This is a genomic window from Streptomyces sp. NPDC085460 (assembly GCF_044541975.1).
GTDB lineage: Bacteria > Actinomycetota > Actinomycetes > Streptomycetales > Streptomycetaceae > Streptomyces.
This window is the reverse complement of record NZ_JBITTO010000001.1, coordinates 35,945-57,225: the sequence shown is the minus strand read 5'-3', so window position 1 is coordinate 57,225 and position 21,281 is coordinate 35,945. Positions and strand designations below refer to the sequence as shown.

The window sequence follows — 21,281 nt, the reverse complement described above, 5'->3', positions numbered from 1 at the left end:
CGAGCGGGGGTCGAGCCGCACGCGCGGAAGCCCCGCTCCCGGCCCCCCACGGAACGGGAACGGGACTTCCGTCGCGGCCGGGGTCAGGTCCCGGCCGCGGCCATCGCGCGCCCCGCGGCCGACGGAGTCGGCGCTGAGCGGCCTGGGGCGCGCGATGGGGTCTTTCCGGAGCCGCCGTCGACGGTCAGGTGCGCCGGCGGCGCGGTCGGGGCGGCCCGGGGGTCATGCCTGGAGCCAGGCGGCGGTGTCCGGGGGAAGGGTGCCGGCGGGGTCGAGGGGGCCGCTCGTGAGCAGGAGCGCGGAGTTGGCCGGGAGTTCGACGGGGGCGGGCGAGAGGTTGACGACGCAGATCAGGCCGTGCTCGCGGGCGAAGGCGAGGACGCCGTCGCCTGCGGGGAGCCAGCGCATCGGTCCGTCGCCGAGGCCGGGGTGGGTGCGACGCAGTTCGAGCGCGGTGCGGTAGAGGGTGAGCATGGAGTCGGCGTCGGCGCTCTGCCGGTCGACGGCGTAGCGGGCCCAGTCGGCGGGCTGCGGCAGCCAGGGCTCCGTACCGGGCGGGGTGCCGAATCCGAAGGAGGGCGCTTCGGCCTTCCACGGCAGGGGGACGCGGCAGCCGTCGCGGCCCGGGTCGGTGCCGCCGGAGCGGAAGTGCATGGGGTCCTGGATGCGGTCGCGGGGGATGTCGGCTTCGGGAAGGCCGAGCTCCTCGCCCTGGTACAGGTAGACCGAGCCGGGGAGGGCGAGGGTCAGCAGGGCGGCCGCGCGGGCCCGGCGGGTGCCGAGCTCCGGGTCGGTGGGGGTGCCGAAGCGCTTCTTGGCGAAGTCGAAGCCGGTGTCCTCGCGGCCGTAGCGGGTCGCCGTACGGGTCACGTCGTGGTTGCAGAGTACCCAGGTGGCGGGGGCGTGGACGGGGGCGTGCTCGGCGAGGGTGTCGTCGATGGTCCGGCGCAGGGAGTCGGGGTCCCAGGGGCAGGCGAGGAAGTTGAAGTTGAAGGCGGTGTGGAGTTCGTCGGGGCGCAGGTAGCGGGCGAAGCGCTCGGAGTCGGGGAGCCAGACCTCGCCGACGAAGACGCCGTCGTACGCGTCGGCGATGGCGCGCCAGGAGCGGTAGATGTCGTGGATCTCGTCCTGGTCGATGTAGGGGTGGGCGTCGGCGCCCTCGGTGAAGTCGGGCAGGTCCGGGTGCTTGGTGAGCAGGGCGGCGGAGTCGATGCGGACGCCGGCGACGCCGCGCTCGAACCAGAAGCGCAGCACGTCCTCGTGTTCGCGGCGGACGTCGGGGTGGTTCCAGTTGAGGTCGGGCTGTTCGGGAGTGAAGAGGTGCAGGTACCACTCTCCGTCGGGCACCCGGGTCCAGGTGTCGCCGGAGAACTGCGAGGGCCAGTTGTTCGGCGGGAGTTCCCCGTGCTCGCCGCGGCCGGGGCGGAAGTGGAACCGCTCGCGCTCGGGGCTGCCGGGTCCGGCGGCGAGGGCGGCCCGGAACCAGGCGTGCTGGTCGGAGACGTGGTTGGGCACGATGTCGACGATGACCTTGATGCCGTGCTCGGCGGCCTCGGCGATCAGCTTCTCGGCGTCGTCGAGGGTGCCGAAGGCCGGGTCGATGGTGCGGTAGTCGGCCACGTCGTAGCCGCCGTCGACGAGCGGCGAGAGGTACCAGGGGGTGAACCACACGGCGTCCACGCCGAGTTGCCGGAGGTAGGGCAGGTTCGCCCGGACACCCGCGAGGTCGCCCGTGCCGTCTCCGTCGCCGTCCGCGAAGCTGCGGGGATAGACCTGGTAGATGACGGCGTCGCGCCACCATTCATGGGTGCGGGAGGGGTGCACGGCTGCCACGGGAGGTCCTTTCGGGCAGGTGGGACTCCGCCGCCGGCCGGGACGGGGCATGGATGGTGCCGGCCGGCGGCGGAGGCGTGTGGGTGGTGAGGCGGGGGGAGGTGAGGGGCGCGGGGCGCGGGTCAGCCCTTGACGCTGCCGGCGGTGAGGCCCGCCATGATGCTCCGCTGGAAGAAGACGAACACGATGATCATCGGAATGCTCGCCATCACCAGACCCGCCATGATCTGGTTCTGCGTCACCTGTCCGGCGGTCTGGGAGAGGCCCACGCTGATCGTCATCTTCTCGCTGTCCGGCAGGACGAGCAGCGGCCAGACGAAGTCCTTGAACACCATCACGATGGTGAAGATGGACACGACGCCGAGGATGGGCCGCGAGATCGGCAGGATGATCGAGACGAGCACGCGCCACGGCGGCACTCCGTCGATCTCCGCCGCTTCGAGGATCTCGTCGGGAATCGAGTCGAAGAATCGTTTGAGCAGGAAGATGTTGAACCCGTTGGCCGCCACCGGGAACCAGATCGCCCAGGGCGTGTTGAGCAGGTTCCAGCCGAAGACCGGCACGTCGGTGACGGTGATGTACGCCGGGATCATGACGACGATCGGCGGGATCATCAGGGTCGCGAACATCGCTCCGAGGATCACGTTGCCGAACATCGGGCGCAGCTTGGACAGCGCGTACGCGGCCGTCACGTCCACCGCGAGGGCGAACAGCCAGGCTCCGACCGAGTAGAAGACCGTGTTCTTCAGGAGGAGCCCGACGTCGAAGAGCTCCCACGCGTCCGCGAAGACCGAGAAGTCCGGGTTCTCCGGCCACAGCGTCGGCGGCATCTGGGCGATCTCCTCGCCCGATTTCATCGCGCCCGTGACCATCCAGTACAGCGGGAAGACGAAGACGAGCGTGAACACGGCGAGGACGGCGGCGAGCACCGTCCAGTAGATCCGCGATCCCCAGCGGGACTTGAGCTCCAGGGGCGAGACGATGGTGCGGGAGTGGCCCTCGGCCCAGTGGGCGCGGCGCCGCTCGCGCGGGCGCTTCGCGGCCGGCGGCGCTCCCTCGGGGGTGTCCCCGGCGGTTTCCGGGTGGGCTGTCGTGTCGACGGTGTTGGCCACGGGACTACCTCTTCTCGTCGCGGGTCAGCCTGAGCTGGACTGCGGCGACCGCAAGAAGAACGATCATGAGCATGACTCCGAGCGCGCTGCCGGCGCCGTAGTTGCCGCCGTAGACGAAGGCGTACTGGTACATGAGGAAGGCGACGGTGACGGTCGCGTTCTCCGGTCCTCCGCCGGTGAGCATGTAGGGCTCGATGAACACCTGCATGGTGGCGACGACCTGGAGCATCAGCATGAGCAGCAGGATCAGCCGGGTCTGCGGGATGGTGACGTTCCAGATCCGCCTGAAGACGCCGGCTCCGTCGAGTTCGGCCGCCTCGTAGAGGTCACCGGGGATGTTCTGGAGCGCGGCGAGGTAGATCAGGACGCCGGAGCCCATGTTCATCCAGGTGGAGACGATGACCAGGGAGATCAGCGCGGTGTCCGTGGAGTCCAGCCAGGACAGGCCCGGCAGGCCCACGAAGTCGAGCAGCTGGTTGAACAGGCCCGGTCCGGGGTCGTAGAACCAGCGGAAGAGCAGCACCGAGACGATCGGGGGCAGCATCACCGGCAGGTACACGACGAAGCGCAGATATCCGCGTGCGTGCCGGAGTTCGTTGAGCACGATCGCGACCGCGAACGGGATCACGTAGCCGCACAGCAGGGCGAGGAAGGTGAAGGCGAAGGTGTTCTTCCATGCCTGGCCGAAGGCCGGGTCCTCGACCACCGAGCGGAAGTTGTCCAGGCCCACCCACTGGGGCTCGTCGACCAGGTTGGTCTCCTGGAAGCTGAGCACGACCTGCCGGATGATCGGCCACCAGGCGAACAGCGCGAAGCAGAACAGGGCCGCGCACAGGAATCCGTAGGCGGTGATGTTGGTGCGAAGCGTCCTTCCCCTGCGTGAGGGACGTGAAGGACGCGAGGGACGAGCGGGTGGCCGGCTCCGCGGCGTCGGGGGCCGCTTCGCCGGCAGGGTGGGTGTGTCCATGGTGATCTCCCGTTCCACGCCGCGGGCAGGGGTGCCGCACTCCGTCGGATGCGGATGCGGATGCGGTGGCGGATGCGGCACCCCTCCCACGACGGTCAGCTCTTCGCCAGAATCGTGTTCGCCTTGCCCTCGGCATCGGCGAGCAGCTTGTCGATGTCGGCGTTCTCGCGGGTCAGCACCGCGGACATGGGCACGTCCAGCACGGCGTAGAGCTCCTGCGCCTTCGCCGGCTCCAGCTTGAGCTCGACGTTCTTCGACCCGTCGAGGTAGGGCTGGTAGTACTCGACCGGCAGGACCGCGTTCTCGGCGCGGAGTGCGGCGATCTCCTTGCCGGTCGGCGAGTCACCCATGTAGTCGTTGTTCGGCACGCCGACGGCCTCGCCGTTGGCCTTGCCGCGCGCGTAGTCGTGACGGCCCTTGCCCGGCGTGTTGAACTGGAAGTCGATCCACCGCAGGCCGGCCTCGGTCTCGGCGGCGCTCGCCTTCGGGTTGATCATGTACGCCTCGCCACCGGTGAGCGACGCCTTGCTCTCGGGTATGGGGGCGATGCCGTACTGGTCCTTGCTTCCCTGGAACTTCTGCACCAGGTCGGTGACGACGTCCGGGGCGCCGAGCATCATGCCCGTCTTGCCGGCCGCCATCTGCTGCATCAGCGCCTCCCAGCCGATCAGCACCTTCTTGCCGACGCTGTCGTCCTTCCAGCGCATGTCGTGCAGTGTCTGCAGGACGGCCTTGCCCTCGGCGCTGTTGAAGGCCGCCTTGCCGTCCACGACCATCTCGCCGCCTCTGCTGAAGACGGACTGCGCGAAGTGCCAGCCGCCGACGTTGCCGCCGCCGTACTCCCCGTATCCGACGTAGCCGTCACCCAGACCCGCGATCTTCTTGGCCGCCTCACGGACCTCGTCCCACGTCTTCGGCGGGGAGTTGGGGTCGAGGCCCGCCTGCTCGAAGAGCTTGCGGTTGTAGACGAGACCGACGCTGTAGCTGACGTTGGGGACGCCGTAGATCTTGCCGTCCTTCGTCAGCATGTCCCGGACGTCCTGGCGGATGCTTCCGAAGTTCTTCACGAGATCCGTGGACGCGGTGATGTCCTTCGCCTGTCCCTTGGCCATGACGTCGGCGTAGTTCGTGACGGGAGCCATGAAGACCGTCTCCATCTGGCCGCCGGCCAGCTTCGCGGCGAAGGTCTTCGGGTCGAAGCACGGCTGCTGGTCCGTGCTCTTGACCTTGACACCCGGGTGCGCCTTCTCGAACGCCTTGACGTCGTCGTCCCATGCCTGGCGCTGCTTGGGTGCCGTCTTCGCCGGCTGACACGCCACGGTGATCGTGACGTCCCCCTCGGCTCCGGTGTCCGTGTCACCACCGCACGCCGTGGCCGACAGGACGAGAGCTGAAGAGATCAGAGAGATCGCGAGGTTGCGGGGCTTCATTACGGCTCCTCCGAGGTGGTACCCAGGGCACTGCCCTGATCGGAGCGTCACACTAGGACGCAGAACAGAGCGACGCAAGATTTCGACCCAACATTGCATGATTACGACTGCGTCACGAGGGTCTTGGACTGCCGAACCTCAGAGTCTGCCCTGATGGCGGTGGCGTCACGGCATCGACAACCGCACCCACAGGGCAATTTCACCCGACAGCTCATCCTGTTCTGATCTTCGTCGACTTCTTGCAAGTTACGTGTCGCTCGCGCCATGCCTCCGGCGGGCGGCGTTCGCCGCGGACGCCTCAGTACGTGCGCATACTGCGCATGATCGCGTGCACCTCGCCGACCACCGGCGGCAGCCTTGAGGTTCGTCCGTCAGCCCTCACCCACTGGGGCACGTCGGCGTCGAACCGCCACTGCCGACCTTCCCTCTCCCGACGCCGGGCGGCCTCGCCCTCACGCGCCGCGGCACAGCCGGTGTCACCGAGGACCGGCTCGCAGATCCTCTTCACCGCGTGCACTCCGTTCGCCACTCTGCGTGCATGTCGCGCCGGCGTGTCCACGGGAAGGAGGTCCGGAACTCTCCCCGCTCCGGTTGCCGCGGCCAATTACTCGCGCGAAAGTCTTGAACAAGACTGTCGTTAACGTACAACCTGTTCGTCATCAGGGACAGAGGTGGACGGCGTCTGCTGTTCATCCGGCATGCGCGCGTCCCCGCGGGAGCTGTCGACCGGCCGTGGACCGGTCCGGTCTCACGGCCTCGCACCCTTCCTCTCCGAGCCGCAGGAGTGACCCGTGATCGAACCCACCTCCCCCTCGCCGCCCGTCGCCGCCGACCGGGCGGCCGCACGGCCCCCGGTGTTCGACCGGCGGCGGGCCTGGCTGATCACGGCGCTGATCGTGGCGTTCATGCTGATCAACCACGCCGACAAGGCCGTCCTGGGCCTCGCGGCCGTGCCGATCATGGACGAGCTCGGCATCAGCAACAGCACGTACGGGATGATCTCCAGCTCGTTCGCCCTGCTCTTCAGCCTCTCCGGGCTCGCCGTCGGCTTCGTCTCCGCCCGCGTGTCCAGCAGGGTGCTGCTGTTCACCATGGCGATCCTGTGGGCGGTGGCCCAGCTGCCCGCCCTGATCGTGGCCTCGGTCCCGGCGCTGGTGGCCGGACGGGTGCTCCTGGGGGCGGCGGAGGGGCCCGCGGCCTCGATGTCGATGCACGCGCTGTACAAGTGGTTCCCCGCGGACCGGCGGGGGCTCCCCTCGGCGCTCCAGATCAGCGGGGCCGCGCTGGCCATGCTGGTCGCCGCTCCGGTCGTGACCTGGCTGATCACGGCTTTCGGCTGGCGGTCCGCGTTCGTGGTGCTCGCGGTGACGAGCACGGTGTGGAGCCTGGTGTGGTGGCGGCTCGGCCACGACGGCCCGTACGGGCAGGAGCCCGCGCCCCGACCGAAGGCCGTGACGCCGGACAGCCCGAGCACACACGCCGGACCCGAGCGGCTGCCGTACCGCCGGCTGCTGCTGAGCGGCACGGTGATCGGGAGCATCGCGGCGGCCTTCGGCGCCTCGTGGGCACTGGCGCTGAGTCACGCCTGGCTGCCCGTCTACCTCCGTACCCAGCAGGGCATGACCCCGGGCGGGGCCGCCACGCTGATCAGCGGGATCTCCGCGCTGAGCCTGGTCCTGCTCCTGTCGGTGCCCCCGATGGCGGACCGGCTCCGGCGCCGGGGGGCCTCGGACCTCTGGACGAGCGCCGCCCCTCAGGGCGTCGCCGTGGCCGTCGCGGGCCTGGCCATGGCCGCCTTCCCGTTCGTCGACCAGCCTTCCGCCCGGGTCGGCCTCCTGGTCGTGGCGTTCGGCGGTCACGCCGTGGCCTTCCCCATGCACTACATGACGACGTCGGCCGTGGTCCCGGCGGCGCAGCGGGGGGCGGTGTTCGGCATCGTCGCCGCCGCCGGGACCCTGCCGAGCCTTCTCGCGCCCTCACTGACCGGGCACCTGCTGGACTCCGCCGCGTCCCCGGCCGCCGGCTACACCCACGCGTTCCTGCTGACCGCCGCCGTGATGGTGGTCTGCGGGCTGGCGGCCCTCGTCCTGATCCGTCCCGAACGGGACGCGCGGCGGCTCGCGCCGGCCCCGGGGGCCGGTGCCGTACCCCGGGCGGCCGCGCGCGCCTAGGGCCTGTCCGGCGGATCAGGGTCGGGTAGGCCACGGCGTCTGGTGCGGTGCATCGCAAGGCGCCGGAGCGTCTCGATAGCGGAGCTATCGGGGCGTTTCGGCAACGCGGCGAGGTGCCGTGCCAGGCGCCGTGGCCCCGGCCATGATCCGCCGGACAGGCCCTGAGCCCTCGGCGCCCCCTCGGCACCCGCGCCCGCCCCCGTCGAACGATCCCCGTGACCTGCCCGGCCGGGCGCCCGTGGCGTGCCCGGTCAGGCCGGCGGGGCCTCGAAGCCGCTGGCCCAGTACCGGCCGCGCATCGCGAGGTCGAGCAGCATGCGCACGACCTCCTCGGCGGGCAGGGACGGGGCGTCCTGCTCGACCCACCAGCGCAGGACGGCGATCTGCTCCCCCACCCAGACGCGGGCCAGGAGCTCGGGGTCGATGCGCGGCTGGACGGCGTTGCGTTCGGCCCGCGCCCTGAACTCCTCGGCGGTGGCGGCCGCGCAGGCGTCGACGAACATCTGCAGCGGCCTCCCGTCCCCCTCGCCGCGCAGCACGATCCGGTACAGGTCGCGCTCCTCGCGGGCGTGCCGCAGCATCTCCAGGACGGGCTTTCCGGTGAAGCCGACCGCGCTGTCGGCGACGGCGGGCTCCAGCCGCTCGCCGAGCTGGACCAGGAGATCGGCCGTCACCCGGGCGAACAGGTCCTCCTTGTCCCGGAAGTGGGCGTAGAAGGTCGCCCGGGCCACGTCCGCCCGCTCGGTGATGTCCTCCACCGTCAGCGCGGTGAAACCCCGCTCCAGGACCAGTTCCACCAGGGCCGCGCCCAGGGCGCGGCGTGAGCGCCTGGTGCGTCTGTCCTCGGCCACCCGTACCTCCTCGATCGTCGCCAGTGCAGGGCGCTCAGTCTAGGAGACGCTTGACACCCGAACAGTTACTGAACAAGCTGTCTGTAATCAGCCTAGTCGTAAATTTACGCAGTCGGCCCGTCGGCCGACACCGTTTCCCCGGCTTCGCGCTTCCCTCTGGAGCACGTCTTGATGAATCTCGGCACGTACCTGTCCCGCAGCGCCCGCTACTGGCCCGACGCCGCGGCCCTCGTCTGCGGGGAGCGGCGGTGGACCTTCACCGAGCTCGACCGCACCACCCATCGGCTCGCCTCCGCCCTCGCCGGCCGCGGCCTGCGCCCCGGTGACGCGGTGGCCTCACTCGCCTGGAACCGCGGCGAGCTCGTGGAGGTCGAATTCGCCCTCTACAAGGCGGGGTTGACCCGCGCGCCGATCAACGCCCGCCTGGGGCGCGGCGAGATCGAGCACATCCTGCGGTACGCCCCCGTACGCGTGCTGGTCTTCGACGCCGCCCACCGCGAGGACGCCCTCGCGGCGATCGCGGCGGCCGGCACCGACTGCCTGCCCGTACCGCTGGACGCGCCGGGCACTCCGGCCGCGAGCGAGGTCGGCTACGAGGCGCTCCTCGCCGAGGGGGACGAGGCCCCGTTCCTCGTCGACGTGGAGGAGTCGGACCCGTGCGTCCTGAACTTCACCTCCGGCTCCACGGGAGCGCTGAAGGCCGCGGTGCAGACGGTCGGCAACCGCCTCGCCAACATGCGCAAGCTGCTGATGTCCGACGAGTCCCGGCCCCGCCCGGGCACCCGCTACCTGGCCTGCGGCCCCATCACCCACGCCACCGGCATGGCCCTGCTGGCCGGCGTCTTCGGCGGCTCGACCACCCACGTCCTGCCCACCTGGAGCCCCGAGGCGTTCCTGGAGACGGTCCAGAAGGAGGGCATCACCACGACCTTCCTGGTGCCTGCCATGGTGAACATGGTGCTCGCCCACCCCGGCGCCGAGGCGTACGACCTCTCCTCGCTGACGAGCGTCCGGGTCGGCGGCGCCCCGATCTCCCCGCGGCGCCTGCGCGACGCCGTGGCGTTCTTCGGCCCGGTCGTCGCCCAGGGCTACGGCCTCGGAGAGACCACGAGCGTGGTCGCGGGGCTGAGCGGCGAGGAGATCGCCCACGCGGTGCGGGAGGACGCCGAGCTGCTCCAGTCGTGCGGCCGTGCCACGTACGACACCGAGATCCGTGTCGTCGACGAGGCGGGCAGGGAGCTCGGCCCCCGGGAGGTCGGCGAGATCATCGTGCGCGGCCCCGACTGCGTCCGCGCGTACTGGCAGGACCCCGAGCTGTCGGCCGAGACCTTCCGCGACGGCTGGGTCCACACCGGCGACCTGGCGTGGATGCGGGAGGACGGTTACCTCTTCCTCGTCGACCGCAAGAAGGACATGATCATCTCGGGCGGGTTCAACATCTACTGCACCGAGGTCGAGGCCGCCCTCTACGAGCACCCCGCCGTCCGGGAGGTCTGCGTCGTCGGCGTCCCCGACGAGAAGTGGGGCGAGGCCGTCAAGGCCGTCGTCGTGCCCCACACCGGCGCGGCCGTGACCGCCGACGAGCTGATCGCCTTCTGCGCCGAGCGGCTCGACCGCTTCAAGAAGCCGGGCTCCGTCGACTTCACCGCCGAACTGCCCCACAACCGCAACGGAAAGCTCGACCGCAAGGCGGTCCGGGAACCGTTCTGGGCCGGTGCCGGCCGCCGCGTCAACTGACCTCCCCCACCCGACCACCGCCGGAGCGCCCCGTGACCTTCTCCCTGCGTCCCTCGTACGACGACCCCCACACCGCCCGACTCGTCGAGCGGCTGCGCGACTACCTCGACGGCGAACTCGCCGACTACGAGGCCGAGCGCCGCATCACCCCCACCAGCCGACTCACCCGCGCCGACCTCGAACCCGTCTGGCGCCGCAGCCGCGAACTCGGCTTCTACGGCATCCACCTGCCCGAGGAGTACGGCGGCCAGAACCTCAGCTACACCCAGCTCGCCGCCCTGAAGGAGGAGGTCGGCGCCAGCGGACGCGTCCTGTCCCACAGCGTCCTCGGCGACATGGGCGGCCCGCTGCGCGCGGGCGACATCCTCAAGCACGCCACCCCGTACCAGCTGGACACGTACCTGCTGCCGCTGATCCGCGGCGAGCGCGCCTGCTGCTTCTCCCTCACCGAGACCGACGCCGGCTCCGACGTCCGCTCCATGACCACCACCGCCGTGCGCGACGAGGACCGGGACGGCTTCCGGCTGACCGGACACAAGGTCTTCTCCTCCGCCGGCCCCTTCGCCGACTTCGCCATCGTCGTCGCCCGCATGGCCGGCACCGGCGAACAGGAGGGCGACAAGCCCTCGTTCTCGGCCTTCCTCGTCGACCTCGACAGCCCCGGCTGCCGCGTCGAGGACGGCGCGACCCCCATGTCGGGCGAGCACATCGAGAGCGACATCGTTTTGGACGACTGCTTCGTCCCCGCCGCCAACCTCCTCGGCGAGGAGGGCAAGGGCATGCGCATCGCGCTGGGCCGGGTGACCACCAACCGCCTGCTGCACTGCCCCACCGTCCTCGGCGCCACCCGACGCGCCCTCGACCTGACGCTGAACCGGACCCGCACCCGCAAGGTGGCCGGCGGGCAGCCGCTCCTCATGCTCCAGGCCATCCAGCACAAGGTCGCCGACATGGCCACCGAGCTCTACGCGGCCCGTTCCATGACGTACGCCGCCCTCGCCGCCCTCGACGAGGGCCGCGAGGTCCACGCCGAGGCGTTCATGTGCAAGCTGTTCGTCGCCGAGTCCGCCTTCCGCATCCTCGACGAGGCCGTCCAGATCCACGGCAAGGAGGGCCTGACCCAGGGCAACGAGATCGAGTTCCTCTTCCGCAAGATCCGCATGTTCCGCGTCCTCACCGGCACCTCCGAGATCCAGCGCAACGGAATCGCCAAACTCCTGGCCTTCCACCACTGAACCGCCCCGATCCGCCCCCTCGAAAAGGCCACTCCCCATGACCGCCACTGCTCCGCGCTGGTCCGCCCTCACCGGCAAGCGCGTCCTCGACCTCTCCCGCCTCCTGCCCGGCCCCTACGCCACCTCGATGCTCGCCGACCTCGGCGCGGACGTCGTCAAGGTCGAGGACCCGGCCGGCGGCGACCTCCTCCGCTTCGCCCCGCCCCTGTTCGACGCCCTCAACCGCAACAAGCGCTCCCTCACCCTCGACCTGCGCACCGACGACGGCCGGCGGACCTTCCTCGCCCTGGCCGCCACCGCCGACGCCGTCGTGGAGAGCTTCCGCCCCGGCGTCCTCGACGACCTCGGCATCGGCCTCGACGCCCTGCACGCGGTCAACCCCGGGCTCGTCCTGTGCTCCCTCACCGGGTACGGGCAGACCGGCCCCTACGCCGCCAAGCCCGGACACGAACTGAACTTCCTCGGCCTCTCCGGCTTCTTCGCCGTCCCGGGCCGCCTCGACGGCGCCCCGACCCGCCCCGGCGTCCGCGTCGGGGACATGGCCGGAGCCATGCACGCCGCCCTCGCCCTCACGGCCGCCCTCGCCGGCGACCGCGCCACCCGGCAGGGCCAGCACATCGACGTCTCCCTCTCCGAGTCCATCACCGCCTGGTGCTCCCTCTTCGCCCTCCCCCTCCTCGGCGTCGAGGACCCCCTCGCGGCCGGGCTCGTCCAGGGCGACAACGACGTCTTCGTCACCGCCGACGGCCGCGCGCTGTCCCTGGCCACCTTCGAGGACAAGTTCTGGATCCGGCTGCGCACCGACCTCGCCCCCGAGTTCCCGGAGTTCCCCGAGCTCGACTCCGCCGCGTTCGACCGGCGCGCCGACCGCACCGCCGCGAGGGACCGGGTCGGCGCGCTCCTGCGCCGCCTCTTCGCGGCGCGCGACCACGACTGGTGGCACCAGCGGCTCGACGCCATCGGCGCACCCTGGGCCCCCGTCCTCACCCGCCCCGCCGACCTCCTCACCGACCCCCAGGCCCAGGCCCGCGCGCTCTTCCACGAACCGGCCACCGGCGCCTCCACGCCCCAGGCCCGCTTCCCCGTCACCTTCGACGCGGGACTCGACACCTTCCGCCGGCCCGCCCCCGCCCTCGGCGAGCACACCGAGGAGCTGCTCGCGGAACTCGGCCTGCCCGAGGACCGGCGGCCGGGGGCGTGACTAGGACACCGGGCTCGCCGGGCTCGTGGTGAGCGGGGGGCGGCGGTCGGGGCCCCAGCTCCAGGGCCGGAGCCGCTCCAGGGCCTTGCCGACGCGGAAGACGGTCGGGTCGTCATAGGTGTGGCCGACGATCTGGACACCCGTGGGGACGCCCCAACTGGAGCGTCCGCTCGGCACGTTGAGGACGGGGCAGCGGTTGTTGATGTTGAAGGGGGCGGTCATGGCCGCCCACAGGGGCTCGCCGTGGTCCTCGCCGTTCACCACCAGGCGGCCCAGGAGGTCGTCTCCCGCGGGCAGGCCGGGGACGGCCGTCGTGGGGCAGACCAGGACGTCGAAGGGGGCCATGGCCTCGGCCAGTTCGCGTTGCAGCCGGGTCTCGACGCGCAGGCCGTCGAGGTACGAGACGCGCTCGCGTGCCTCGGCCATGGTGTCGGCGAAGGCCACCGCGTAGGCCGACATGCGGTCCCGGTGCCGCGCCGCGACCTCGGAGACGAGGGCGCCGAAGATCGTGGAGAAGTGCGCGGCGAGGCTGACGAGGAGGTCGTCCCTGGTCCACGGGAGCTCGATCTCCTCGACCACCGCTCCCGCGTCGGCGAGGGCGCGGGCGACCGCACGGGTGTTGGCCTCGATCTCCGGGTGGAGCTCGTACGCGCCCAGGCGGAGGCACAGGGCGACACGCATCCCCGCGACCGTGTCGTACGAGGCCGGCAGGACGAGCTTGGGGCGCAGGGACACGTGGTCGCGCGGGTCGGGTCCGGCCAGGACGTTGGCGAGGGTGACGCAGTCGTCCACGGTGCGGGCCATGGGTCCGTCGCCGCGGTAGTGGTCGGCGGAGAGCGGGGCGGTGCCGGGGATCCGGCCGTAGGGGGCCTTGAAGCCGACGGTGCCGGTGAAGGCGGCGGGGATGCGGGTGGAGCCGCCGATGTCGGAGGCGGAGGCCAGGAGGGTGGACCCGGCCGCGAGGGAGGCGCCCGCTCCGCCGGACGAGCCGCCGGGGGTGAGATCGGGGTTCCAGGGATTGCGGGTGACGCCCCACAGGCGGCTGTGGGTGAAGGTGGCGATGGAGAACTCGGGGGTGGTGGTGCGGGCGTGGATGATGCCGCCGGCGTCCAGGATCCGGTCGATCACCGGGGCGTTCTCGGTCGCGGTGGTGCCGGCGTGGACGAGCGAGCCCTCGGTGAGGGAGCGCCCCGCGATGGCGTGCTTCTCCTTGGTGGCGACCGGGATGCCCTCCAGCGGGCGCGGGGTCAGGCCGCCTTTGCCGAGGAAGCGGTCCTCGGCCCGCCGGGCCTGCGCGAGTGCCTCGTCGAAGAGTCGCTCGGTGAAGGCGTTGACGACCGGCTCGGTCCGCTCGGCGCGGTCGATCACCGCCCGCATCAGCTCCACCGGGGACAGCTCGCGGGCCTCGAAGAGCCGGCGGGCCTCGGTGGCGCTGAGGTAGGCGAGGTCGGCGGGGTCGGCCGGGTCAGCGGGGTCGGCGCAGGGCTCGTACGCGTGCATGCGGGGCCTTTCCGTGGTGGTGAAGGAGGGAGGAGGGGTACGTCAGCCCACCGGGCCGCCGGTGCCGCCGGTGTCCCGGGGGCCCTCGGGGCACAGCCACGCGGCGGCCGCCGCGAGCAGGGTCGTCACGCCGATCCGGATCGTGGGGTCGGGCACGGGGGCGAAGTACGGCGAGTGGTTGGCGGGGACGGTCGCGGGAAGCCCGTCGGTCAGCAGCGCCCTGGGGTCCGCGTCCCGGAAGAGGGCCGGGTCGGCGCCGCCGAAGTGCCAGAAGACCGAGGGGACGCCGAGGGCCGTGCCGAAGACGCCGAAGTCCTCGCTGCCGGTGAGCGTCTGGGGCAGCGTGAAGACCCGCTCCCGGCCGAGGGCGCCGGCGATCGCCGTCATCACCGTGTCCGTGGCGGGCCCGTCGTTGACGGTGACGGGGAAGGAGTTGAGGCCGGTGATCTCGGGGTCCTTCGGGGCGCCGGAGGCGGCGGCCTCGGCCCGGACGATCCGTTCGACGGCCGCGAGGACCCGGTCCCGTACCGCGGGCGTCGTGGAGCGGATGTTGATCCGCAGCTCGGCTGTGTCGGGGATGATGTTCTCCTTGGTGCCCGCGTGCAGCGAGCCGACGGTCACCACCGCGGTCTGCGCCGCCCCCGTCTCCCGGGACACGATCGTCTGGAGCCGCATGACGAGCGCCGCGGCCATGACGACCGGGTCGACGGTCGACTCGGGCGCCGAGCCGTGTCCGCCCCGGCCGAAGAGGCGGACCAGCAGGCTGTCGGAGGCCGCCATCACCGGACCCGGCCGGGTGCCGACGAAGCCGGCGGGCGCGGGGGCCACGTGCTGGCCGAGGCAGACGTCGGCGCGCGGGAAGCGCTCCAGGAAGCCGTCCTCGATCATCGCCGGCGCGCCGCCGACCTCCTCGGCCGGCTGGAACACGGCGACGACCGTGCCGCGCCACTCCCCCCGGGCGGCGGCCAGCCGGTCGGTGGCGCCGAGGAGGCAGGTCACGTGCATGTCGTGGCCGCAGGCGTGCATCACGGGGACCTCGTGGCCCTCGGCGTCGACGGCGGTCGCACGGGAGGCGTACGGCAGCCCCGTCCTCTCCAGGACCGGGAGGCCGTCCATGTCGGCGCGGAGCAGGACCACGGGGCCCTCGCCGTTGGCGAGGACGCCGACGACGCCGGTGCCGCCGACGCCCTCGGTGACGTCCCAGCCCTGCCGCCGCAGCCGGTCGGCGACGATCCCGGCCGTACGGAACTCCTGGAACGACAGCTCGGGGTGGGCGTGCAGGTCCTCGTACACGGCGCGCAGTCCGGGCAGGCGGTCCTGGAGGCCGGACAGCAGACGGGTGAGGGAAGTGGCGGTCACGCGTGCTCCTCTGCGGGCGCGGGAAGGGGGGACGCGCCGGTGGCGGTCCGGAAGGAGGCGGCGTCCTGCGGGGTCAGCAGGGCCATGACGGCGGCGATCACGGCGCCGAGGACCAGGGAGGCGAAGGCCACCTGGTAGGAGAAGGCGTCGGCGAGCGCGCCGACGACGGGCGGTACGGCCATGCCGGCCACCTGGCCGCCGAGGACGACGACGGCGCTGCCCACGCCCACCTGCTCCGGGGCCAGTCCGCTCAGCGGGACGGCCAGGACGGGCATGTAGCAGAGGGAGACGGCGACCGAGGCGAGGGTGCCGAAGACGACGAAGCCGGTGAGCGAGGACGAGTAGGCCGTCAGGAGCAGCATGGCGGAGGCCACCGCCATGGCGGGGACGATCACCTTGCGGTGGTGGCCGCCGAGCCGGTCCGAGATCCGGCCGCCGGCGACGATCGCGCCGGCCGCGGCCAGAGCCGGGACGGCCACCAGGGTCCCGGCCGTGGCGAGGGAGACCCCGTGCTCGTCGACGAGGTAGGAGGGCACCCAGGTGTTGAAGCCCCAGACGATCGCGCTGTAGCCGAACATCAGGGCGCTGAAGCGCCAGACCACGCCCATGCGCAGCACGGCTCGCGCGCCCCCGCGGAGGCTGCCCGGCGCCGGTTCCGTACGGGGCAGCGGGGCGGGGAGCCACAGCCGTACCGCCACGAGGACGAAGACGCCGAGCGCCGCCGTCGAGAAGAACGCCGAACGCCAGCCGAAGGCCGCGATCAGGGGAGCGACGAGGAGCGGGGTGAGGACGCCGGCGACCGCGTTGGAGCTCATGATCAGGCCGTTGGCGGCCATCCGCTCCCCCGGTGCGGTCCGCTCCACGAGGACCTTCAGCGCGGCGGGCGGGAAGACGCCCTCGGCGGCGCCGAACGCGAACCGCAGCACGAGCAGCACGGCGAACGACCAGGCGAAGCCGGTCAGCGCGGTGAACGCCGACCACGTCAGCAGGGCCCAGAGCGTGACCCGGCGCGCGCCGTACCGGTCGGCGAGCATGCCGCCGGGGATCTGGGCGAGGGCGTACGCGAGGAAGAAGGCGGAGACGATCAGGCCCTGCTGCCCCCGGCTGAGGTCGAACTCGGCGCCGAGGGAGGGCAGGACCAGATTGATGACGAGCCGGTCGGCGTAGTCGACGAGCCAGGCGGCGAACAGCAGGGCGACCGTGATCCGGACGGTTCTCCGGGCGGACTGCGGGGACGGAGCAGACACGCGGCACTCCTCATCACCGTGGCCGAAACTGGGCATCGGCCGGAAGTGCCCCTACCATCCGGCCTGTGACCGGAAGCCCCGGAGAATTGCAGGAAAGCATCAGGGAAGGCGCCATGGCACCCGATTCCCGCTCCCCCGGCCCGCCCATGCGCTTCTCCGAGTTGGACCTCGCGCTCGTCGACGCCCTCCAGGCCGCTCCCCGCGCACCGTGGTCGCAGATCGGCAAGGCCCTCGGGGTGGACGCGACCACGGTGGCCCGGCGGTGGGAACGGCTGCGCGCGCACGGTCTGGCCTGGGTCACCGCGTACGACGCGGCGAAGTCGGCGACCGTCGCCTACGTCGAGGTGCGGTGCCGGCCGCGGTCGCTCGAAGCGGTCAGCCGCGCCCTCGCCGGCATGCCGTGGGTCTTCAGCGTCGACGAGACCGCGGGGGACTTCGACCTCCTGGCGTCCGTCGTCGCCGCCGACCTGCCGTCCCTCGGCCGCTCCGTGCACGGTCTGATCGGCGGGCTGAAGGGCGTGCGGTCCACCCGGACCCGCCTCGGGATCACGCTGTACGGCGAAGGCGGCGACTGGCGGATGCGGGCCATGGAGCCCGCCGGGCACGCGGAACTCGCCGCCCCGCGCGCCCCGGGCTCGACCGCGTACAGCGCGCGCATGCACCACCCGCCCGCACCGGAGGACCAGGCCCTGCTCGCGGCCCTCGGTGTCGACGGGCGCCTCGGCTACACCGAGCTCGGGGCGCGGGCGGGAACGAGCGAGCACACGGCCCGCCGCCGGCTCCGGCGGCTGGTCCGCGACGGCGACATCACCTTCCGCTGCGATCTGGCCCATCCGCTCGCGGGGCTCTCGACGGTGGTGCTGTACCGGACCGCCGTCCCGCACACCCACCTCGCGGCCACGGGAACCGCGCTGGCCCGGATGGACGCGGTCCGCCTCGCCGTCTCCGTCAGCGGCTCCGACAACCTCCTCGTGATGGTCTGGCTGCGCGGCCTGCACGCGATCGACCCCTTCGAGGCCCAGCTCGCCGAGCGCTTCCCGCTGCTGCGGGTGAGCGACCGCACCGTCCTGCTGCGCTCCCGCAAGCGCATGGGGCGCCTCCTCGACGACACCGGCCGTGCCACCGGGCACGTCCCCTTCGCGCTGCCCGGGGTGTGACCCCGGGCGCCGCCCGGACGCCCCCCGTCCGCCCCCACCGCGCCGCGCACGCCGGTCTCCGGCGCCGTCACGCTCCGATGCGACCCCGATGCGCTCCGGATAGCCCGGGCGATACGGGGCCCGATACGGCTCTCCGGTTGGCTCGGTGGCACGAGTTCACCGGCGAGTGGGGGAGTGATGGGCAGCACAGTGGTACAGAAGTACGGCGGCAGCTCCCTGGCCACCACCGCACACCTGCGCCGGGTGGCCCGCAGGATCGCCCGCGTCGCCGCGACCGGCCGGCGCGTCGCCGTCGTCGTCTCGGCCCAGGGCAAGACCACCGACCACCTCATCAGCACGGCGGGCGAGATCAACCCCGACGCCGACGGCCGCGAGCTCGACCAGCTCCTCGCCACCGGTGAGGCGGCCTCCGCCGCCCTCACGGCCATGGCCCTGCAGCGGCTCGGCACTCCCGCCGCCGCCCTCGCGGGGGCGCAGACCGGGATCCTCGCCTCCGGGCCGCCGGGCGCGGGCGTCATCGTCGCCATCGACACCGAGCGCGCCGAACGGCTCCTCGACGCCGGCCGGGTCGTGGTCATCGCCGGTTTCCAGGGCGTCGACGCGGCCGGCGACGTCATCACGCTGGGCCGCGGCGGCTCCGACACCACCGCGGTCGCCGCGGCGGCCGAACTGGGCGCCGGTCACTGTGAGATCTACACCGACGTCCCCGGCGTGCTCACCGCCGACCCCCGCCTGGTCCCCACGGCCCGGCTGATGCCCCGGCTCGACATGGACGTCATGGCGGAGATGGCCTTCGCCGGCGCGAAGGTCATGCACTCCCGCGCCGTCGAACTCGCCGCGCTCTGCGGCCTCGACATCCACGTCGGCGACTCCGCGGCCCCCGAGGTCGGCACCCGTATCCACGCGACGGACGGAGACAACATGCTAGAGACCCAGGCCGCCGTCATGGCGGTCGTCCACGACCGGGACGCGGCCCGCGTCACGGTGCGCACCGCGCGGAGTGCGGAGAACCCGGCGCTGAGCGTCTTCCGCGCGCTCGGCCAGCAGGCCGTGCCGGCGGACATGACGTCCGTGCACGAGGAGGACGGCGGCGGCCACACCATCGGGCTGACCGTGCCGCACACCCGGGTCGCGGCCGTACGGGACTTCCTCGCCGCGCACGCGGCCGACGGCGCCGGGGCGCTCACCGTGGACGACACGGTGGCCAAGGTGTCGATCGTCGGCAAGGGCCTGCTCAGCCGCCCCCAGTACGCGGCCCGGATGCTGTCCGCGCTCACCGGCCGCGGCATCACCGCCGGCGCCTTCTCCGCCTCCCAGCTGCGGATCTCGGTGACGGTGCCGCGGGCCGAGGCGGACCGCGCGGTCCGGCTGCTGCACACCGAGTTCGAGCTCGACGGCTCGCCCGACGACGCCCCGCTGACCCTCGCGAGCCGCTCATGAGCCCGGCGGCCGTACCCCGCCCGCGCCCGGGCCGCCCGCACACCACCCCCCTCCGGAAGAGGAAACGATGACCGAGCAGTTGTCCTTCGCCCGCCGGCTACGGCTCCGGAGGCTGTACCGCCACGCCCCGGACCGGCTCCTCGTCGTACCGCTCGACCACTCCGTCACCGACGGTCCCGTGACCGGCGGCAGCCGGGTCGGCGAGCTCGTCGGCGACCTGGCCCGCCACCACGTGGACGCCGTCGTGCTGCACAAGGGCGCGCTCCGGCGGATCGACCCCGAGTGGTTCGCCCACACCTCGCTGATCGTGCACCTGTCCGCCAGCACCGTGCACGCGCCCGACCCGAACGCCAAGTACCTGGTGGCGGGGGTCGAGGAGGCGCTGCGGCTGGGCGCCGACGCGGTCAGCGTGCACGTCAACCTGGGCTCCGACGAGGAGCGCGAGCAGGTCGCGGACCTGGCGGCGGTGGGCGACGCCTGCGACCGCTGGAACGTTCCGCTGCTCGCGATGATGTACCCGCGCGGCCCCAAGATCGTCGACCCGCGCGACCCCGCCCTGGTCGCCCACGCGGTCCAGCTCGCCGCCGACCTCGGCGCCGACATCGTGAAGAGCCCGTACGTCGGCTCGGTCGAGGCGATGCGGGACGTCACCGCCACCGCCGCGGTCCCGGTCATCGTGACCGGCGGTCCCCGCAACGACGACGAGGCGGCCACCCTCGCCTACGTCGAGGAGGCCCTCTCGGGCGGCGCCGCCGGCATCGCCATGGGCCGCAACGTCTTCCAGGCCCCGAACCCGGGCGCCCTCACCGACAAGCTTTCCGACCTGGTGCACGGACGGCGCTCCGCCGTCCCCGCACCGCCGCTCCACCCGCACCGCGTCGTCCAGACGACTCGCTGAAGCGTTGACAGACCGACAGATCAGGAGAGTTCCGTGAAGATCAGCTGGCTCGACATCCGTTCGCTCGGCGAGGCCCGTGAGGCGATCCTCCAGGAGGCGCTGCACCACCGGGTGGAGGCGGTCGTCGCCGACGACACCGAGCACCTCAAGGACCTGCCGCCGACCATCACCAAGGTCCTGTTCCCGCAGGGCAAGCCGCTGCCGGAGGACTTCGGGGACGCCACCGTCGTCATCGTCGACCCCGACAAGCACGGCGTGTCCCCGGCCGAGGTCGCCCTGGCCCACCCCGAGGTGGAGGTCGGCCGTTTCGTCGAGATCGTCGACGCCCCCACCCTGGAGGACGCCTGCGAGTCGGCGCGCACCGAGAAGTGGAGCGTGCTGCTGTTCCGCGACCCCACGAAGATCCCGCTGGAGATCGTGATCGCGGCGGCGGCTCGGGCCACCGGTTCGCTCGTCACCGTGGCGCAGGACGTCGAGGAGGCCGAGATCATCTTCGGTGTCCTGGAGCACGGCTCGGACGGCGTCATGATGGCCCCGGCGAAGGTCGGTGACACCGCCGCCCTGAAGCGGGCGGCCCAGGCCGACGTGCCGAACGTCAACCTCACCGAGCTGCGGATCGTGGAGACCACCCACATCGGCATGGGCGAGCGGGCCTGCGTCGACACCTGCACGCACTTCCGCGAGGACGAGGGCATCCTGGTCGGCTCGCACTCCAAGGGCATGATCCTGTGCGTCAGCGAGACGCACCCGCTGCCGTACATGCCGACCCGCCCGTTCCGGGTCAACGCCGGCGCGATCCACTCGTACACGCTGGGCAAGGACGAGCGCACCAACTACCTCAGCGAGCTCAAGGCCGGCAGCAAGGTCACCGCGGTCGACGTGAAGGGCAACACGCGTCTGGTCACGGTCGGCCGGGTGAAGATCGAGTCCCGTCCGCTGATCTCCATCGACGCCGAGGCCCCCAACGGGCAGCGGGTCAACCTGATCCTCCAGGACGACTGGCACGTCCGGGTCCTCGGCCCGGAGGGCGTGGTGCTCAACAGCACGGAGCTGAAGCCGGGTGACATCGTGCTCGGCTACCTGCCGAGCGAGGACCGTCACGTCGGTTACCCGATCGACGAGTTCTGCCTGGAGAAGTAGGTC

At 72.1% G+C, this 21,281-nt stretch carries 16 protein-coding genes; 8 read left to right on the top strand and 8 right to left on the bottom strand.

Translation table 11 applies throughout. From position 1 onward, the window contains the following. Positions 1-222: 222 nt before the first annotated feature. The 4 genes from ACIGHB_RS00240 to ACIGHB_RS00225 all read right to left on the bottom strand — a co-directional run bounded on the left by ACIGHB_RS00240 (position 223) and on the right by ACIGHB_RS00225 (position 5,342). The gene (locus tag ACIGHB_RS00240; RefSeq protein ID WP_399908145.1) at positions 223-1,833 is read right to left on the bottom strand and encodes a glycoside hydrolase family 13 protein; all 1,611 of its coding nucleotides are present in this window, start codon (positions 1,831-1,833) and stop codon (positions 223-225) included. Between the two features lie 122 nt (positions 1,834-1,955). After that, positions 1,956-2,816, bottom strand: a complete 861-nt coding sequence (locus ACIGHB_RS00235) for a carbohydrate ABC transporter permease (RefSeq protein WP_399909319.1) — start codon at positions 2,814-2,816, stop codon at positions 1,956-1,958. A 133-nt stretch (positions 2,817-2,949) separates the two neighbouring features. Beyond that, entirely contained in the window at positions 2,950-3,912 is a 963-nt protein-coding gene (locus tag ACIGHB_RS00230) for a carbohydrate ABC transporter permease (RefSeq protein WP_399908142.1), read from the bottom strand. A 95-nt stretch (positions 3,913-4,007) separates the two neighbouring features. Beyond that, positions 4,008-5,342 carry an ABC transporter substrate-binding protein gene (locus ACIGHB_RS00225; RefSeq protein WP_399908138.1) on the bottom strand — a complete coding sequence of 445 codons (1,335 nt, stop codon included), beginning with the start codon at positions 5,340-5,342 and terminating at the stop codon, positions 4,008-4,010. A 791-nt stretch (positions 5,343-6,133) separates the two neighbouring features. Here ACIGHB_RS00225 and ACIGHB_RS00220 point away from each other — a divergent pair. Then, the gene (locus ACIGHB_RS00220; protein ID WP_399908135.1) at positions 6,134-7,513 is read left to right on the top strand and encodes an MFS transporter; all 1,380 of its coding nucleotides are present in this window, start codon (positions 6,134-6,136) and stop codon (positions 7,511-7,513) included. 251 nt (positions 7,514-7,764) lie between these two features. On the opposite strand, the gene ACIGHB_RS00215 is transcribed toward ACIGHB_RS00220, so the two are convergent. Next, entirely contained in the window at positions 7,765-8,364 is a 600-nt protein-coding gene (locus ACIGHB_RS00215; protein WP_399908132.1) for a TetR/AcrR family transcriptional regulator, read from the bottom strand. A gap of 171 nt (positions 8,365-8,535) precedes the next feature. Here ACIGHB_RS00215 and ACIGHB_RS00210 point away from each other — a divergent pair, with 171 nt between their 5' ends. From ACIGHB_RS00210 to ACIGHB_RS00200, 3 genes are read left to right on the top strand one after another with little or no spacing between them, the layout of a single operon-like run. Further along, positions 8,536-10,101 carry a class I adenylate-forming enzyme family protein gene (locus ACIGHB_RS00210; RefSeq protein WP_399908129.1) on the top strand — a complete coding sequence of 522 codons (1,566 nt, stop codon included), beginning with the start codon at positions 8,536-8,538 and terminating at the stop codon, positions 10,099-10,101. 32 nt (positions 10,102-10,133) lie between these two features. Then, complete coding sequence (locus tag ACIGHB_RS00205) at positions 10,134-11,336, top strand: acyl-CoA dehydrogenase family protein (protein WP_399908127.1); 1,203 nt, start codon at positions 10,134-10,136, stop codon at positions 11,334-11,336. A gap of 37 nt (positions 11,337-11,373) precedes the next feature. Further along, complete coding sequence (locus ACIGHB_RS00200; RefSeq protein ID WP_360319301.1) at positions 11,374-12,537, top strand: CaiB/BaiF CoA-transferase family protein; 1,164 nt, start codon at positions 11,374-11,376, stop codon at positions 12,535-12,537. On the opposite strand, the gene ACIGHB_RS00195 is transcribed toward ACIGHB_RS00200, so the two are convergent. From ACIGHB_RS00195 to ACIGHB_RS00185, 3 genes are read right to left on the bottom strand one after another with little or no spacing between them, the layout of a single operon-like run. Next, positions 12,538-14,037, bottom strand: a complete 1,500-nt coding sequence (locus ACIGHB_RS00195) for an amidase (protein ID WP_399908123.1) — start codon at positions 14,035-14,037, stop codon at positions 12,538-12,540. Between the two features lie 42 nt (positions 14,038-14,079). Then, positions 14,080-15,396 (bottom strand): amidohydrolase, encoded by a 1,317-nt coding sequence (locus ACIGHB_RS00190; protein WP_399908120.1) that lies wholly within the window; start codon positions 15,394-15,396, stop codon positions 14,080-14,082. Then, complete coding sequence (locus tag ACIGHB_RS00185; protein ID WP_399908117.1) at positions 15,393-16,643, bottom strand: MFS transporter; 1,251 nt, start codon at positions 16,641-16,643, stop codon at positions 15,393-15,395. Before ACIGHB_RS00185 ends, ACIGHB_RS00190 begins: the two co-directional genes overlap by 4 nt. A gap of 113 nt (positions 16,644-16,756) precedes the next feature. Here ACIGHB_RS00185 and ACIGHB_RS00180 point away from each other — a divergent pair, with 113 nt between their 5' ends. From ACIGHB_RS00180 to griH, 4 genes are all read left to right on the top strand, one after another. After that, positions 16,757-17,800, top strand: a complete 1,044-nt coding sequence (locus ACIGHB_RS00180) for an Lrp/AsnC family transcriptional regulator (RefSeq protein WP_399908115.1) — start codon at positions 16,757-16,759, stop codon at positions 17,798-17,800. Positions 17,801-17,977: 177 nt separating this feature from the next. After that, a complete protein-coding gene (locus tag ACIGHB_RS00175; RefSeq protein ID WP_360319311.1) occupies positions 17,978-19,240 on the top strand; it encodes an aspartate kinase in 1,263 nt (420 codons plus the stop codon). 67 nt (positions 19,241-19,307) lie between these two features. Next, positions 19,308-20,138, top strand: a complete 831-nt coding sequence (locus ACIGHB_RS00170) for a 2-amino-3,7-dideoxy-D-threo-hept-6-ulosonate synthase (RefSeq protein ID WP_360319313.1) — start codon at positions 19,308-19,310, stop codon at positions 20,136-20,138. 33 nt (positions 20,139-20,171) lie between these two features. Beyond that, positions 20,172-21,278 carry a 3-amino-4-hydroxybenzoic acid synthase gene (griH, locus tag ACIGHB_RS00165; protein ID WP_360319315.1) on the top strand — a complete coding sequence of 369 codons (1,107 nt, stop codon included), beginning with the start codon at positions 20,172-20,174 and terminating at the stop codon, positions 21,276-21,278. Positions 21,279-21,281: the final 3 nt, after the last annotated feature.